Here is a 15,408-nt window from a genome sequence, read left to right on the forward strand (position 1 = left end):
AGTAGCCCCATAAACTTCGCCAATTCTGACTTTGGATCTCACTACAGCACAGTGCGTATCCATGGCTTCACGCCAAGGAGGCATTGAAAGGGATGCCACCTGAGCGACCTAGCAAGCTGATCTCATTGAGCTCAACGTGAGGCATTCTAGATTGCTTCGGCGTGCAACCGAGGCGCGGGGATTTTTTGCTGAAGCTGCGTGAGCTACTAAGTCGGATGCAGTTACCGAGACGCGGCATCTCAAGCTGTCATTAATGCCGGGGAGGGCGGTTGCAATCTTGGCGCAGACATGAGGATGGAGCCTCAGGGCCAAGACCCCGACGAAGTCAGGCTTGATTACATCAGCCATGCGGAGCTTGGTTCTCCTAGGTCTGGATTGTGCCGGTGGTGCATGCTCGCAGTCAGAGAGACGGCCCACCTCCATGCCGATGCAGCCACTGACCCGCCGGCAGATTTTTGCAGATTCCAAGATCTGGCCAAACACTCTCGTCATGATGTGGCTCATCGATACTCACCGCGCTCGGCACCCAGCCAGCCGCCCTGGCTGACTTCCTCAGCTCAAGGAACGTGACCGATGCCCCGGGCTGCAAGTGATCGCAACTGCGCCAAGGGGAGCTCCCTGCGAGCGGACTTTGCTGCAGTCGCGTCAAAATGGTGGTCGTGAACCTGCAGAATAGGTCGACCAGGGTGTGGCCCGAGTAACCGCCGGTACCATCCATTAACGGCAGCAGCAGGCTTTGCGGGGAAACATCGGAATTCTGGCTATGCCTGAACTTGGCATAACGCCGGAAATAGGCAGCGAACGGAGGAGCCAGCGGATAGCGCAGGCGAGGGTAGTGAGGGCTTTCAAACCATCCTGGTGAAGTCTGACTTGATCCTGCCTTTTGATCGTCGGCCTCGCCGGCTTTGAAGCTTGAGAAGGTCAATCTCAGCGCCGATGATGACCCCAACGCGCGCAGAGGGACGTCAGAATAGATGGCCATGGCTGCGACGAGAAGCCATGACTCCCATTGTTTATCGCTCTGGGCCAACGAAGTAGCCGTCGACATCAAATCTGACAGTTGCGCGGGCGTGAATATCGTCCGGGTTTTCACCTGGCGAACCTCGAAATCTCGCGATTTCAGAGCATCGAAGGGATTCATCGGGGTTGTGGTTCGCAGTGCATATAGGTAGTTGAAAAAATCCCTCCCACTACGCAGGAACATAGTTCGGTGCTGAACGGTTCCAAGTGCGAAATCTGACCCTGTCCCTGGAGTGGATGTCGACGTTGAGGCGGAAATGTCTGCCAGCTGCTTTCTGACTATCGGCCGCCAGTTGTTATTAATTGGCTTGACCGCGAATTCTGTCTTGGTCTTCAGCAAGTAGCGCGTCCCGCCAGTCTTCGAAATCCATGAGTTGGGCAGACGCATGACGAAGCGCATGAACTCCCTGGCATCCGTTTCTTGCCACTCCAGGAACGGCTTGTGCCGAATAGACCAGCTCCAATGCATCATCGTCTCAAGCACTGGGCACACGATCTTGTAGTGCCTTGGGCTGAACTCAGGCCGTTGGCATTGCTTGGCGAGGAAGTTGATCCCGAGGCGCCACGTTTGAAATGCCTCCAGTGCGGGGTCTAGGGTGTCGAGCCGTGCGCGGACGTCATTATTGATGGGGCGTTCCAGGCCTTGGTGGTCGGTTAGGAGCACAATCGGCGGGAACAGCGGATACGGCACGAAGGAATCCGTCGGCTCGGCTGGCCCTGGCCCTGACGCTGGCGATTCGGACGGCGGGCTCGGCGCCAGCTTAGGGCGTGGTTTGCGCGCCGGGTTCTTAATCGATGTCCGCGCTGACTTCATCATGGCGCAAAGCTCCTCAGCCGCGGGTTGAGCGACTGTTGAAGGAAAGCCTTAATCATGGCGGCGGCCGTAAAACACCCTGAGACCACTAGGAACTCAACGTGGTCAGATCACCGGCTGCGGCTGCCTGTAGGCGTTCTAATCTGGCAGCCTGGCCCAAGCTGCATAGCTGCCAGAACTTGGCCGTGGAGTGCCAGCGCATGGATGTAAATTGTAGACGCCGAAGGATGCTGACAGATGCGGAATCAGATCTAGACCGCTTGAGGTGCGGGGATCAATGGTGAATAGGCTTGGGGCTGACTCGAGCGCTGGCTTACGCGATGGTGCCGATCGTCGTGCAAAGCACAGGCATGACAGGAGAAGACTAAACTTGGGCAATCGTCGGCTCAGTTGAGTGAAGCTTCAATTTCTACCGTAGATCGAGAGCTTTGGCTGAACTAGACGATGTGATTTCGGATGGGGTGTCTAGCCGCTGAATTATGGTTTTCAAACCGGGCAAGCAGGGATGGCGGGGCTGGTGAAGCTGAGGAGGTACAGGAGAGATGGAGCGTAACGGATTGATTCGAGGGATGTATGGTCAATTCAGGCAAAGTCTGGTTTTCGGGGGCTGGTGACACTGCAAGGGTACGTAGCGCAATATATGATTTAACATAATATACATTATGTGAACCGCCATATACGGAGCTGGGGGGCTCTGGCGGTCAGATTTGAAGCTTGAGACCGACTGGTTGACGAGTCATTTTCTCTAGCACTGATCCAGGTGCGGCGCGAGCTTCAACACATCGAAGTCAACGGATTGAACCGAGTTGGCTTCATATGGATATCGAGTGCCAACGAAAAGCTTCGAGCTAGCCGTGATCCATTTCTCCAGTTGAAAGCCTGGAGCCAATCTCTCCGACGTTTCACGCAGCTGGTTTGCCAGCTCAATAGGAATAGCGTTGTAGAGATCGATCAGACCATGCCTGTTTCCTGGTAAGCCGGCGACCAAACGCAAATGTACTTCAGGATCATATTCAGACCGTGGAAATCGACGGTCAGCCTCAACAAGGAATCACTTGAGAAGCAGCTCAGACGCAAGCGCCGAATTCATCACGGCTGGCCAGTAGCGCTGGAAATCGCCGTTTGAAGCACCTTGTTCGAGGATCTGTGCGGCCCTCAAAAAAGCACGCGCTTCCTCGATAACCCAGGGACTTGGCAAACGCTCATAGTCCATAATGCATTGTCTTTTGTGGTGAATATATCGACGGCTAAGTATGAGCTAACCCTAGGTCATTGGGTGAGTTGCCCTCCTCCATTCCTAATAACAATTAAATATAACTAAACTAAATGGCTCTTTGATTGAGTTATATGGCTACCAATAACTTCGATCAGTTAGTGGATGCCGTATCTATATGTGTCACTTGTGTTCTAGGAAAGCCGCACCTGTTTGGCGATATGGACAGTATCGTCACCAAACAGGTGCTTAGGGCTAGTTACGTCGTTTTGTCTATAACTGCTTTATTTCAGCACCTCCTCCGCAATATCAGGAAATGCGCGGGTGGTAATATTGGCATAACCACCCGGATCGCCTTTATACAGCAGGGTCAGCTTGCCTTTGTCCTCTAGACGACCTTTGGCAATAAATCTTCGCGACACGCCTCCATTGATTTGCCGACCACACAAATAAACATACCCTTGCGAGTCAAAAGTAATGCCGGTGAACTGGGTTTCTGCGCCAGTCTCTAATTGTTCAAACTGGAACAAGTAGCGCGTTAGCCATGAAGTGGTTGACGACGTGTCCTCCACAACCCATAGGCGCCCCTGAAGGCCGATAAAATAGGCGCGATTGGCTGAGTCGAAAGCCATGTCGGTGACTTTCTGGCTGTCGGCACGCCCAAATGCCACGACGCTCTCTCCCGGTCCAGGTGTGACCTGCAGGCGGTGACTATCGCTCCTTTTCATATTTAATGTTGCAGGGTCATGCTGATAGTAATAAACCTGATTGACAGAGTCGGTAAACATAAAGCCAGTGTCGTCTTTACGGAATGCCATGCCATCAATTTTCTTACCTGACAGACCGGGAATTTCCTCCCTCTTGCCGTCTTTCTCCCGATAGGCTTTTCGCTGGTTTGACCAAAAGTAATAGGAGTACCCATCAGTCGTAAGCGCGTTGCTTTGTCCGATATTGCGATTGTTATCAACGACTTTCTTAAGGATTTTGCCGGTTTGTGGGTCGTGACTGTATATATCCGAGCCATCTTGACTATTTTCATTGATAGCAATCGCGAAGAGTTCGTCGATTTCAGTGTATTGAGGGGACGCTGGTATTACCGGAGGGGAAATGGGTTGGTCGGGTTGTTTTTGCGTGGACTCATCTTGGGAAGCAGGTACTGGTGGAGGGCTAACCGGCGGCTTTTGAGTCAACGAGTCTGACTGGGGCGCCGGTTCAGGCTTTTTTGCGGCTGGTTCTCCCTCACACTTGCAACCCGTTTGTTGAGGTTTAGCTAGCGGCTTCTCATGGCAAGTGCAATCGCCTGCGCGTTGTGGTCCGCAAGACTCGACCAAGCCTTTGAGTACATCCGCAAGTGTATTTACCGCCCGAACAATATCGGCAGCCTGCTCACAGAGACCGCTGCTCCCAGGTCCAGTATTGTCTGGCTTATCCGGGGTGTCCTTACCCTCCAGCTTATCGGCTTCTTCTTTCTTCTCGTCCACGCTATCTTCATGCGGTACTTTGCTGGCGCAAATAGTATCTTTCAATACCTGGATAAAATCAGCGATACCCTTAGTGTAAATGTAGTGTTCGCCGCCAGTACGCAAGGCCAATCGCTTGTATTCCTTGATCATGGCTCTTTCATCGGCGGGTGTAGGATAAGGCAGAGTTTGATGCGGAGTTCCTAAGTAAGTGTGAACCTTAACCGCGTGATCCAACGCAACACTGATGGCGTCATCACAGGCTTTGATGCGCTCTTCATTGAGGACCATCTCTCCGCCGTACAGACTTTCATCGCCCAATACGAACAGATTCTTTTCCGCTCCAGCGCGCCAATCATATGATTTTATGACGTCTTCGGCCGCGGGTGCCACGTCTTCCTGCGCGGGATTTCCAATCGCCGCGTATTTTCGGCTTTTGATCAGACCGTCATCTACCCCGAGTGTTTCGGTAAGGTAGTTGCGTACGGTTTTATCAAACTTCGAATTGGCAAACGTACCTTCAATGCCGAGAAACTCAACACGGAGATCCGAAGGACAAGCTTTATTCGCTTCTTCGATCGCAGCATTGAGTTTTTCACTGAGCGCGGCCGCTTCATCTCTCATTGAGTCACTGGAGTCGATTAAAAAAACCAGGTCAACCTTTTTGTTTTCAATACCCACTTATTCACTCCTTTAAAGTAAGACCTACTTCAGTTCGGTCGTGCAAGTCCATTGTCTAGCGAGCGGTTGGCCCAGATGTTCTGGCTCTGAGGAATTTCCAGCTACCCGTGCCGACACCTGCCCTGTTCGGAGATGGGTTTGTATAAACACTGTAGCCTTTGAACTTCCGCCCATCGAAATGACCACAAGTGTCCAGGTATCCGCCCTGAGAATTGTTGTATTCGTTTCGCAGGTTAATCGGATCTCCGATATTGATCTGCGTACCGACAGCGCCGAAGAGCACTACCCAATCCAGCGTCTTGTGGCCGGTTTTGTCAAAACCGCGGCTTGCCAAATCCGCACTCGAAACGTTGTAGAGCTCTGGTGTCGAGGCGTGACCATTCGTATCGAGATAGCCGGCTCCGTTTGTATCGTTGTAGGCAGGATTGTCTCCATACAGGTTGAAGAGCCTGATGACGTCGCCACTGCGGACTCTCGAGCCATCTGCCTTGCCAGTGGCTGAGCGGATCAACCATGTATCGATGGGCCCGGCCAGCTCCGGAGTGTCAGCGGTCACCACGCCATGCTTGGCTCCAACTTCTCTGGAACGGTCATGGACAACCAGGTAACCACCATTCCAATCGGCATAACCGTTGAGCAGGCGAACCTTGTCGCCGTATTTAAGTACATCCGCGGCCGACGGGTTAACGGCTGCTTTCTTCTCAACACTTACGTTGAATGAGCCGGCGTTATTGTCATAGTCGCCGGCTACGTCATTGATCAGGAAGGTGAGCTCCCCGTCGACCGGCACCGTCCAACGGAATACTCCTGTATTGATCGGAGTGAGATAGTCAGCCCCTATTTTCATCAAAAGCGCACCGACAAGACCTTCTGGGCACGTCAGGCCCTCGGGCTTGTATGAACCCACCAGGCTTTCATCCCCCTGAGGGCCAAAAGCCCTGCCGGGGCCGCGTTCCACCCACCCTGACGCGATGATCGTAAGGGTGTCTCCCTTCTGGACCATGAAGCCCGTTTTCTGGCCATTCTCCAGCTTCCCATCTACCGCCCCGGACCAAGTATCGGATTTAGGCATAACTTCCTCCCAAGATCTCAAGAACGTTTGAAACTCGATGCATTGTGAAACTCCTTTCCTTGTCTGACGACTTAGTTCATTTTTGCAGGTCGCGGATAAACTATAGATGCACTATCGCCAGATCAGGCAGATTGTTAATTATTGTCAGAAATCCCATTCAGAGCCTCCATCCGCGAGAATTGAACAATGAAGATCCTATAGCTCATTAGTTACTTAAGCTGCGCAAGTAGCACCAAAGTAACAGTCATCGATGCATGGATTTATCGCCTTGCAAAGAGATAAGTGTTTAACCGTGCACACCCGATAAGTCCTGCGGCGCCAGTTCTAATGACTGGTCAGAATCTCTGCTTCCTTCAAGCGAATTGGCGGTTAGTTATAGCCTTGATGGGCGGCCGCGGCTCATGCCTTATAACGAATTTGAAGTAGGTCAAACGTAAAGTTCAGGTCTTTGTCAGTCGGATCAGAAAAATTCAGAAACGCGGCCGCCAATAAAAAACACGAAAAAACAATAGGATAGACGCTAGCCAGGCTCCTACTCGACAAATGGCGTGTTTTTTGACTCGGATCGTTTGACAGACCGTGAAGACTGGCCGATAACTACCAACGTCTAGCTGAACACGGCGCGAGTGCTCTTTTCTCGCTTCCCGAAGTTTCCGAGCTAACCACTTAGCAACCTAACGTAAATGCTGCAACATGCAGACAGTGCGGTAGCTTTGTCTTCGAAAAAGTTCAGCCGCACGTCGACCTGAACAAGTGATTCATTGTTGAAACACTTCAGCGTTACATCATAATAAAAACACACCCTGCCAATTGACTTCTCACAGCCCTGAATAGAGCTTCTGCCTGCATAAACTTTCGAACCTCAAAGAGTTTACCAGCATGCCAGCAATCAGCTCGGATCAACCCAATTGGTACCTGTTGCAATGCAAGCCTCGCCAGGATGAGCGCGCCCACCTCAACCTGCTGCAGCAAAACTACGTGGTCTTCCATCCTCAACTGTTTACCGAGCGCGTCATTCGCGGGAAACGGCAGCGGGTCATGGAATCGTTGTTCCCCGGTTATCTGTTCATCCAACTTAGCCGTACGGACAATTGGGCCCCCTTGCGTTCGACGCGAGGTGTCAGCCGGGTCGTCGAATTCAATCATGGCCCCGTGGCAGTGGCAGAACACGTCATCGAGCATCTGCGCGAACGGTGCCTGGAGTCGGATTCGAATGTCTACGATCGCCTCAAACCCGGAGAGCCGTTGCGAATCATAAGCGGCCCGCTCTCGCCACTGGAGGGGGTATTCCAGGCGCTGCACGGTAACGATCGCGTGTTGCTCCTGCTGCAGTTTCTCAACCGCGAGCAGCCAGTCTGTTTGCCGCTTAGCGTCATTGAACGACAAAAACCAAGCTTTCAATCCTACAAATAACCGCTTGTCTCATGTGCCTTTCTCAGGAGCCATGACATGGCCTTGAAATCACGCTGCCCTGTTGCACTGATCATGGCCTCTTTCTACCCGGGAATGGCCTGGAGTATCGAGCCGCAAGCCATTAATGTTTACGGATTCGATTTCACGCCGAGCTTTATATTTTCGGAAAGTTATGACGACAACTTTCGCGAACTCGAGGACCGCAAACAGTCCTCCATGATTACCAAGCTGGCGCCCTCCTTCGAACTCAAGGCCGAAGATCGCAACAGCGCCACGCGATTGATCTGGCAGCCGACTCGCTACATCTATCACGACGAGTCTGATGCCTCGAACACAGCGCAACGCGTACGCGCCGATAGCATCATGGAGTTCACCGACCGTCATCGTTTGAAACTCGAAGCCGAATATCGCAAGTACGAGCGCACGGAATCGACGGCGGTCGAAGGCGTCAATGACAAAATCAACAATAAACGCGTCGGCGGCCTTTACACCTTTGGCGCCAAGAGTGCCGACAATCAAATCGAGCTCGGGGCGAATTACGCACAACTGCGCTACGACAATGCCGATGGCATCAATGACGATAAAGAACGCGATACCACCGCCGTCACGGGTACCTGGTACCACCGCATCGGCAGCAATACCCGAGGTTTGCTGGAATATGACCACACCGACTTCGATTATCAGCAGGCGAACAGTCCGCGCAGCAGTAAATCCGACGCCGTATTGGCCGGTGCCGTATGGGATTTCACGGCACGCACGACGGGCAAAGTACGCGTCGGTTATGAAAAAAAGAACTTCGACAGCAGCGAATCCAACGACCTCGACAACCCCACCTGGCAAGTCGATTTGCAATGGAAACCGCGCACGTATTCGACGTTTACCTTTGTCGCTCGCCAGGCACTTGCCGAAGGCGACGATGGTGCGGAGGCCGTAAAGTCGACGTTCACCCAAGTCGGATGGCGACACGGTTGGACCGAACGAATTACCACCGTGGCGCAAGCCGGACTCGGTCGGTATGTCTACGAAGGACAAAGTCGCACCGATGACTTTCAGGATTACAACCTGGCGCTCATCTACGCCATGCGCCGCTGGCTGGATATCGAACTCGGTTATCGCTACCGCGACAACGATTCCGATGCCGACAATGAAAGTTTCACCCGCAACGTGTTTCAGATCAGCTTCAACGTCAGCCTTTAAGAGGGTCTCGACATGAACACACACGCACTTGTCTTGTCGTTCACGCTGGCTGTGGCATCGACTGCCCATGCGGCCGATCCCGGCACTCAATACAAACTGGCCGCCGGCGACGTGTTGCGCATCATCGTCTTCGGTGAGCCGGAGTTGAGCCTGAAAAAGATCCGTCTCAGCGATGCCGGCACGTTTTCCTACCCCTTTCTCGGAGAAATCTCCGCCAAAGGGCTGACCCCTGGGCAGGTTGAAAAGATCATCGTCGATGGACTTAAACAGGGCTATCTGGTCGATCCGAAAGTCAGCCTCAGCCAGATCGAATACCGCTCCTTCTACATCAATGGCGAAGTGAAAAAACCCGGCAGCTATCCGTTTGTGCCGGGCCTGACACTGGAGAAGGCCATTGCCTTGGGCGGCGGTTTGACCGAGCGAGCCTCGATCAAGCGCGTGACCATTTTGCGTGGCGATGGTGGTGCGACCCTCACCGATGACGTGACTCGCAGCACCACGATCGCCCCCGGCGACACCATTTCCATCGCACAAGGGTTCTTCTGATCATGGACAACAGCCTTGGCACCTACGTCGAACGTCCTTTGCAAACGCATGTGCATCAGCACCAGCCGTACAGCGAAGACAAGGACACCCTTGATCTATTGAAACTCTGGAGGGTGATCTGGCGCGCCAAATGGAGCATCGGATGGCTGATCCTGGTGAGCGGTTTGCTGGCGGCTATTGTGGTCTCGAACATTACCCCGCAATACATCGGCAGCACGACCCTGCTGTTCAACGATAAAACACCCCCGCTGATGTCCTTTCAGCAGGTCAAGGATTCGAACAGCAACACCACTGATTACCTACAGACACAACAAGCGCTCCTGCAATCGCGTGATCTTGCCGAGCGCGCGGTGAAAAAACTCGGCCTGACCACTCACCCGCTCACCGACCCGCGCCAGCAACCGAAGCCATGGTTTGCACCGCGTGAATGGCTGGCCGATCTTGATCTGGACAAATGGTTTCCGGGCCTAGGCCTGGAGCGCTGGCTACCGGAAAAAGAAGCCATCACTGAAGAAGATGTATTCAACCAGGTCACGCAAAACCTGATGCTGCACACCAGCGTCAAATTCGTCGGCAAAAGCCAGTTGCTGGAAATCGAAGTCGAGCTGCCGGACCCGGTGCTGGCAGCCGCAGCAGCCAATGCCCTGGCCCGTGGCTTCACCGACAGCCAGCTCGACACCAGCGAAAAGTCGTCGCAAACCACCACGGCGTGGATGAACACACGGCTGGTCAAGCTGCGTGACAACCTTCGCGCGGCCGAGAAAAAGCTTCAGGGCTACCGCGAAGAACAAGGTCTGGTAGACGTCGGCGGCGTGGCCACAATCAGCGCCAACGAACTGGAAATGACCGGCAATCGCATGGTCGATGCCCGGCGCAACCGTGCCGAAGCCGAAAGCGAATACCGGCAGGCGAAGGCTTTGAGCAACGGCGATCTGAGTCGACTGTCCAGCGTACCCGCAGTCTTGAGTAACCTCTTGGTGCAGAAATTCCAGGCCGATCGCGCCATGGCCCAGGCCAAGGTCGATGAGCTGTCGGGGCGTTATGGGCCTAAGCACCCTAGCCTGCTTTCCGCGCAGTCGGAATTGCGCACGGCCACCAGCAACCTGCAGCTACAGGTGCAGCAGGTGGTTGCCGGCATCGAACGGCAATACCAGCTCGCTACTGCCAGTGAGGCCTCGCTGCGTCAATCGTTCAACAGCAACAAAGCGCAGATTCAGGACATTGCCCGCAAGGAATTCCAGTTGCGCGAGTTCCAGCGTGAGGTCGACAGCTCCCGCGCGCTGTACGAAACCTTCGTCACCCGCTTGAAGGAAACCACGGCCACCGCTGACATGGACTCGACCAAAGTGCGGATTGTCGACCCGGCCATCGTTCCCGCTGACCCCAGCAAACCGCGTAAAACGCTGATTGTTGCGATCGTCGCGTTGATTGCTGCGGTGGTCGGTGTAGCGTTGGCGCTGCTCTTCGACAGCCTGAGCAATACCTTCAAGACCGACGAGTCGATCGAAAGCGCGCTGAACATTCCGCTGCTGAGCGTCGTGCCGCTGGTCATGAAGAAAAATCGTCGCCAACTGGCGCGCCTGTTCGAAGACAACGATCATCCGCGCTTTTCCGAGACGATCCGTAACCTGCGCACCTGGCTGATGTTGCAGAGCAACGACATGCCCTCGCAGGTGGTGCTGATCACATCGACGGTGGCCGGTGAGGGAAAAAGCACCATTGCCAACAACCTCGCCAGCTCCCTGACGCCTCTGGAGCGTGTGCTGCTGATCGATGCCGACATGCGCCAGCCAACCCTGTCGCTGAACTTCGATTTCCCGCCTGACAGCCCTGGCCTGGCGAATGTCATTGCCGGTACCGCGCGGCTTGAAGACTGCATTGTTTCGGTGGGCAATCTGGACATGCTGCTGGCCGGCAAGGTCATGCCAACTGCGCGAGATACCTTCGCCGCGCCACGCCTGCCCTCACCTGCCGAGCCGCGTAACGCTCTGCAACCGCCGCCGCAGGATTTGCTCAGCTCACCGCGCATGGCGCGCATGCTTGAAGCGCTGAGGTCGCGTTACCGCCACATCATCATCGACTCACCACCTGCAGAAATGATCAGCGACGCCCTGTTGCTGGCCAAACATGCGGATGCGGTCATTTATGTCGTCAAGGCTGACAGCACACCTATCAGCCAAGTGCAGCGTGGCCTCGCCATGTTGCAACAGAGCCATGTGCCGGTCTTTGGCTCCGTGCTCAACCAGGTCGACCTGCGCAAGGCGCGCAAGTACGGCCATCACCATTCCCGGGCGTTCTATAACTACGATTTCGCGCCCAGGTAACACCGGGCGACTACGCCTGTCGCTGCACCCCGTTCTGCCACTACACAACTCGCTTCACCTCTGCCGAGCCACGGAAAAGCCAGCGGGAGACACCCTCGTGTCTGTCGCTCAGCGCTGACGCATTACTGCTGCCTTGAGGTCAAGCCCATGACACCGCTCTATACCGCCCATATGACGCATCGCCGAGGCCTGACTTTCTGGGGCCAGTGGTCGTGCGCACTGACGTTGGCCACGTCGCTGCTGGTGCTACTGGTTTATTGGCGAGTCGGCCATCTGACCAGCGAATATCGCATCCTGATCATCCTGACCGTGCTTGGCTCAGTACCGATCTACAGCGTCATGCGCGTTTACCACAAACGCTATGGCCTGTTGGCCGGGCTCGGCAGACTACTGGCCGGCTGGTTGATCCTGCTGGCGGTGCTGGCGGCGATTGCCTTCGTCACCCAGACCAGCGCGGTCTATTCGCGCCAGGTCATCATCGTCTGGGCAGTCTTGGGATTCGTGGTCCAGGCGGCGAGTTTCCTGCCCCTGCACTACCTCGCCCGACTGCACTCGCGGCGGATCTGCAACGAGCGTCGCTCGGTCATCATCGGCACCTGTCCGACCGCCCATGAGCTGGCCAAAAAGCTGTCCAGCCCCAACCGCGCGCTGGTGCTGGGCTTCGTCGCCGCCGCCGACGACAGTGGCCCTGCCCCGAGTATCTTGCCGCTGCTCGGCCATGTGGATGCGATCCGCGAGATCATCGCGCGCCTTGAAGTGCGCCGCGTCTATATCGTGCTGACCATGGCACATGCCGCCACCATCGAGGCGCTCTACATCGACCTGCTCGACGTCAATGTCGACGTGGTGTGGATTCCGGATTTTGGCAGCATGGTGTTGCTCAACCATTCGATCTCGGAAATCGAGCGAATGCCGGCCATCTACCTCAATGAAAGTCTGATCAGCTCGCATCCGGCCAGCCTGTTTTGCAAGGATCTGTTCGAACGCAGCCTGGCCGCGCTGGCGATTATTCTGCTCAGCCCGTTGCTGTTGCTGGTGGCGACCGCCGTCAAGCTCACCTCTGCCGGGCCGGTGCTGTTCAAGCAAAACCGTCACGGCTGCAACGGCGAAGTGATCAAGGTGTGGAAGTTCCGCTCGATGCACGTCCACGACGACCGTGAGGTGCGCCAGGCGACCCGCAACGACAACCGCCTCACGCCGATCGGTCACTTTCTGCGGCGCAGTTCCATCGACGAATTGCCACAGCTGTTCAATGTCCTGTCCGGCCAGATGGCTCTGGTCGGCCCGCGCCCGCATGCCGTCACCCACAACCTTTATTACACCGGCAAGGTGCGCGCCTACATGGCCCGCCATCGCCTCAAGCCGGGCATCACCGGACTGGCCCAGATCACCGGGCATCGCGGCGAAACCGAGACGCTGGAAAAGATGCAGCTGCGGGTCGCCCAGGACCTCAACTACATCAACCAGTGGTCGCTGTGGCTCGACATAAAAATCCTGCTCAAGACCCCCTTCACGCTGTTCTCGAAAAACATCTATTGACCCCCTGCCCCACTGCTACCTCCCCCGCCCGACCGTTGATAACCGTCATGACGACCTGAGGTTTGACCATGAATGTGAGCGTATTCGGTATTGGTTATGTTGGCCTTGTCCAAGGCGCCGCGTTGGCGGAGGTCGGGCACAGTGTGCTCTGCGTCGATGTCGACGCTGCCAGGGTCGAGGCATTGAAGGAAGGCACCCTGCCCCTCTACGAGCCAGGCTTGAAAAGCCTGGTGCGCGACAATTACCAGAGCGGCCGACTGCGCTTTGGCACCGACCTGGTCGAGGCCGTGCACCATGGCGATGTGTTGTTGATCGCGGTCGGTACACCGCCTGACGAAGACGGTTCGGCGGATCTTCAATACGTGCTGAACGTGGCGCACACCATCGCGCTGCACATGGACCGTCATCAGATCATCGTCGACAAGTCCACTGTGCCAGTCGGCACGGGCGATCGGGTGCGCGCCCATATCGAACAAGTGCTGGCCGCCAACGACCGCAGCGACCTGACCTTCGACGTGGTCTCCAATCCTGAATTTCTCAAGGAAGGCTGCGCCGTCGAAGACTGCATGCGCCCGGACCGGATCATCATCGGCACCGACAGCGCGCTGGCCGAAGACGTCATGCGCGAACTGTACGAGCCGTTCAATCGCAACCGCGAAAAAATTATCGTCATGGACGTGCGCAGCGCCGAGCTGACCAAGTACGCCGCCAACTGCATGCTCGCAACCAAGATCAGCTTCATGAACGAAATGGCCTGCCTCGCCGAAAGTCTTGGCGCCGACATCGAGAAGGTACGCCACGGCATCGGCTCCGATCCGCGCATCGGTTATCAGTTCATCTATCCCGGCCCGGGCTACGGCGGCTCGTGTTTTCCCAAGGACGTCAAGGCGCTGATCCACGCCGCGACCAGCGTCGACTTTGATGCCCGGGTGCTCAAGGCCGTGGAGGCGCGCAATCAGGAACAGAAAACCAGCCTCTACAGCAAGATTTTCAATCACTTCGACGGCCACCTGAGCGGCAAGACTTTCGCCCTCTGGGGCTTGAGCTTCAAGCCCAACACCGACGACATGCGCGAAGCACCCAGCCGCGTGTTGATGGAAGCCTTGTGGCGCGCCGGGGCCAACGTCCAGGCGTTCGACCCCAAAGCCATGGACGAGGCGCAGCGCATTTATGGCGCGCGCGATGACTTGACCCTCACGGGCACCAAGGAAGCGGCGCTGAAAAATGCCGACGCGCTGATCATCGTCACCGAGTGGCAAGCATTTCGTGCGCCGGACTTTGATGCGCTCAGCGCGCGACTCAAGCAACCGCTGATTTTCGACGGACGCAATCTGTTCGATCCGCAACGCTTGAGCAAACGCGGTTTCACCTACGTCTCCGTGGGTCGCCAGACCCCCGCAGTGATCTGACGGGAGCCGCGCCATGTTGAAACTTGAATTGGTCGGACAGTATTCGCCGAAATTACTTGAGGCCAACCACGCCTATTCCTTCATTAATTTTGCCTCGATCAGCAGCTTCTTCGAGCAGCGTCCGAGCACCATCACGTATTTTTGCGACGGCATGCTGATGTCGACCTTCATGTCTCGGGTGACCGGCAGAACGATCGGCCGGGTCAGTTTTGACTTCACGTCCATCGCCGACCACGTACTGGGCGGTGCCGAGCAGCGAGGCAAACGCGTGTATTTCGTCGGCGCCCGCCAAGCCGAACTCGATCTGTTCATCCTAAAGATCAAGACGCTTTATCCACAGCTGATCATTGCCGGTTACCACAACGGCTATTTCGATGCCGCCGAGGCCGAGGCCATTCGGGCCGATATTTGCCGCAGCGAAGCGAACATCCTCATCGTTGGCCTCGGCGCCGGGCTGCAAGAACAATTCGAACAGGACGTGCTGCGTGCAGGCTTTGAAGGCGTGGCTTTCACCTGCGGCGGGTTCATTCGCCAGGAAGCACTGGCGTCGCGGCAATACTACCCGGCGCTGATCAATCGCCTGCATTTGCGCGCGTTCTACCGGATGTATCGCGAGCCCCACACGATCAAACGCTACCTCATCGATTACCCCAGCAACTTCTTGCACCTGCTGGCCCTGCTCGCGCGACGCAAAGTCGCCATCAGTGTCGGGGAGTGATC

11 protein-coding genes are annotated in these 15,408 nt (G+C 55.7%); 7 read left to right on the forward strand and 4 right to left on the reverse strand.

The genetic code is table 11. The features are described 5' to 3' along the window. Positions 1-400: 400 nt before the first annotated feature. The 4 genes from HU755_RS01580 to HU755_RS01595 all read right to left on the reverse strand — a co-directional run bounded on the left by HU755_RS01580 (position 401) and on the right by HU755_RS01595 (position 6,260). Positions 401-1,711: a hypothetical protein gene (locus HU755_RS01580; protein ID WP_186630350.1), complete on the reverse strand. Its 1,311-nt coding sequence runs from the start codon at positions 1,709-1,711 to the stop codon at positions 401-403. Between the two features lie 1,174 nt (positions 1,712-2,885). Then, complete coding sequence (locus HU755_RS27405) at positions 2,886-3,047, reverse strand: hypothetical protein (RefSeq protein ID WP_238349937.1); 162 nt, start codon at positions 3,045-3,047, stop codon at positions 2,886-2,888. Between the two features lie 284 nt (positions 3,048-3,331). After that, a complete protein-coding gene (locus HU755_RS01590) occupies positions 3,332-5,188 on the reverse strand; it encodes a hypothetical protein (protein ID WP_186630351.1) in 1,857 nt (618 codons plus the stop codon). 55 nt (positions 5,189-5,243) lie between these two features. Beyond that, the gene (locus tag HU755_RS01595; RefSeq protein ID WP_186630352.1) at positions 5,244-6,260 is read right to left on the reverse strand and encodes a LecA/PA-IL family lectin; all 1,017 of its coding nucleotides are present in this window, start codon (positions 6,258-6,260) and stop codon (positions 5,244-5,246) included. A gap of 879 nt (positions 6,261-7,139) precedes the next feature. On the opposite strand from HU755_RS01595, the gene rfaH reads away from it, so the two are divergent. The 7 genes from rfaH (at position 7,140) to HU755_RS01630 (ending at position 15,406) form a co-directional block, all read left to right on the forward strand. After that, positions 7,140-7,673 carry a transcription/translation regulatory transformer protein RfaH gene (gene rfaH, locus HU755_RS01600; RefSeq protein WP_186630353.1) on the forward strand — a complete coding sequence of 178 codons (534 nt, stop codon included), beginning with the start codon at positions 7,140-7,142 and terminating at the stop codon, positions 7,671-7,673. 36 nt (positions 7,674-7,709) lie between these two features. Continuing rightward, a complete protein-coding gene (locus HU755_RS01605; RefSeq protein WP_186630354.1) occupies positions 7,710-8,870 on the forward strand; it encodes an outer membrane beta-barrel protein in 1,161 nt (386 codons plus the stop codon). A gap of 12 nt (positions 8,871-8,882) precedes the next feature. Continuing rightward, positions 8,883-9,416 (forward strand): polysaccharide biosynthesis/export family protein, encoded by a 534-nt coding sequence (locus HU755_RS01610; protein WP_186619755.1) that lies wholly within the window; start codon positions 8,883-8,885, stop codon positions 9,414-9,416. A 2-nt stretch (positions 9,417-9,418) separates the two neighbouring features. Then, positions 9,419-11,740 (forward strand): GNVR domain-containing protein, encoded by a 2,322-nt coding sequence (locus tag HU755_RS01615; protein WP_186630355.1) that lies wholly within the window; start codon positions 9,419-9,421, stop codon positions 11,738-11,740. A gap of 147 nt (positions 11,741-11,887) precedes the next feature. Next, positions 11,888-13,279 carry an undecaprenyl-phosphate glucose phosphotransferase gene (locus HU755_RS01620; protein ID WP_238349938.1) on the forward strand — a complete coding sequence of 464 codons (1,392 nt, stop codon included), beginning with the start codon at positions 11,888-11,890 and terminating at the stop codon, positions 13,277-13,279. A gap of 68 nt (positions 13,280-13,347) precedes the next feature. Continuing rightward, on the forward strand, positions 13,348-14,688 hold the full coding sequence (locus HU755_RS01625; protein ID WP_186630356.1) for a UDP-glucose/GDP-mannose dehydrogenase family protein: 1,341 nt from the start codon (positions 13,348-13,350) through the stop codon (positions 14,686-14,688). Between the two features lie 13 nt (positions 14,689-14,701). After that, positions 14,702-15,406: a WecB/TagA/CpsF family glycosyltransferase gene (locus HU755_RS01630; protein WP_186630357.1), complete on the forward strand. Its 705-nt coding sequence runs from the start codon at positions 14,702-14,704 to the stop codon at positions 15,404-15,406. The last annotated feature ends 2 nt before the right edge of the window (positions 15,407-15,408 follow it).

The sequence above is a fragment of the Pseudomonas sp. SWRI111 genome (assembly GCF_014268555.1).
Taxonomy (GTDB): domain Bacteria; phylum Pseudomonadota; class Gammaproteobacteria; order Pseudomonadales; family Pseudomonadaceae; genus Aquipseudomonas; species Aquipseudomonas hamedanensis.

What these genes read in the sequence shown, in the direction of transcription:
- HU755_RS27405 (WP_238349937.1), bottom strand. Translation starts at nt 3,047, where the DNA reads ATGGACTATGAGCGTTTGCCAAGTCCCTGGGTTATCGAGGAAGCGCGT.
- HU755_RS01605 (WP_186630354.1), top strand. Translation starts at nt 7,710, where the DNA reads ATGGCCTTGAAATCACGCTGCCCTGTTGCACTGATCATGGCCTCTTTC.
- HU755_RS01625 (WP_186630356.1), top strand. Translation starts at nt 13,348, where the DNA reads ATGAATGTGAGCGTATTCGGTATTGGTTATGTTGGCCTTGTCCAAGGC.
- HU755_RS01620 (WP_238349938.1), top strand. Translation starts at nt 11,888, where the DNA reads ATGACACCGCTCTATACCGCCCATATGACGCATCGCCGAGGCCTGACT.
- rfaH (WP_186630353.1), top strand. Translation starts at nt 7,140, where the DNA reads ATGCCAGCAATCAGCTCGGATCAACCCAATTGGTACCTGTTGCAATGC.
- HU755_RS01610 (WP_186619755.1), top strand. Translation starts at nt 8,883, where the DNA reads ATGAACACACACGCACTTGTCTTGTCGTTCACGCTGGCTGTGGCATCG.
- HU755_RS01595 (WP_186630352.1), bottom strand. Translation starts at nt 6,260, where the DNA reads ATGCCTAAATCCGATACTTGGTCCGGGGCGGTAGATGGGAAGCTGGAG.
- HU755_RS01630 (WP_186630357.1), top strand. Translation starts at nt 14,702, where the DNA reads ATGTTGAAACTTGAATTGGTCGGACAGTATTCGCCGAAATTACTTGAG.
- HU755_RS01615 (WP_186630355.1), top strand. Translation starts at nt 9,419, where the DNA reads ATGGACAACAGCCTTGGCACCTACGTCGAACGTCCTTTGCAAACGCAT.